This is a genomic window from Actinomyces oricola (assembly GCF_004104015.1).
GTDB classification, from domain to species: Bacteria; Actinomycetota; Actinomycetes; order Actinomycetales; family Actinomycetaceae; genus Actinomyces; species Actinomyces oricola.
This window is the reverse complement of the sequence record NZ_RYFV01000071.1, coordinates 1-997: the sequence shown is the minus strand read 5'-3', so window position 1 is coordinate 997 and position 997 is coordinate 1. Positions and strand designations below refer to the sequence as shown.

Below are 997 nucleotides of genomic sequence, written 5' to 3'. Positions count from 1 at the left end.
CAGGTTTTCTTGGTCGAAAACAACTCTGACGCACGGCTCCGCGTGCCTTCGTCTACGACACACCCACCTCCCCGCACCACTCCAACCATCTTCACCCCTCGACCCCCACTCCCAGTGAGAAAGGCTCGTTGTTCGGCCAGGGGTTTAAATGGTCGCTCGTCGTGATGCTCGCAGTTGCCATCATTACAGTTCTATTCGGTACCGCAATACGTTACCGTGCTTTGGGCGCTCAATCTGATTTGGCTAGCGACAACGCGAAGATTTTCCTTCGGGATAATCGTCCGCTTGCCGTTTTGGTCCTGGTTGGCCTGTTGTCTAACGTATGGGCGGGAGTGTTCAACGCCCAGTACCCTCTGCTGCTCCTTCGTGTGATCGGCATGCCGCCTCAGATGTACGGAATTAACAGCACTATGCTGAACGGTGGTTTGATCTGTGCGAGTTTGTTGTTTTTCCTGCTTGCCAACAGGGTTGATTCTTGGAGTTATGCGACGGCCGCCGATCTCATCAGATGCGGTTCGTTAGGAATGATGGTATTCTTCACTGAAATACCGCTTCAGTTCGGTGCGGCGTTCATGTATGGATTAGCCATGGGTGTGTGGAATTCTGGATCATCTTCGGCTACGTTGCGGCTCGCGAAAGGGCCATATCAACGGCAATACTTGGCTAAGAGCAGATCCGTCGTTTTTGCGGGTGCGCCTATAGGTAGTTTGGTAGGCGCCTTCACTGGATCGTTCGAAATCAGTCACGTGATGATCGTACTCATGGAAGGTTATTCACAGGGGTTTGCGGGATTTCGTCGGAGGAGGCCGGAAAGGATGGTGGGTAACCGGGGGTGCGGAATGGAGTGGTTCCCGCCGCCTGGCGGGCTCCCCAGGTGGGTGACGTAAGAGAGGTTGTGGGTGGCGCCCCAACCAGCGGACAATTTAGGCGTCTAAACAAAAACCAGCCACGGGCAAGGGCGCCACCATGAACGGTATCACACGACTGGACCAGCGTC

Annotated in this window: 1 protein-coding gene; it reads left to right on the top strand. The window is 54.8% G+C overall.

Annotated elements, in window-relative coordinates:
• Positions 1-161: 161 nt before the first annotated feature.
• Entirely contained in the window at positions 162-887 is a 726-nt protein-coding gene (locus EUC46_RS12435; protein ID WP_128774466.1) for an MFS transporter, read from the top strand.
• Positions 888-997: the final 110 nt, after the last annotated feature.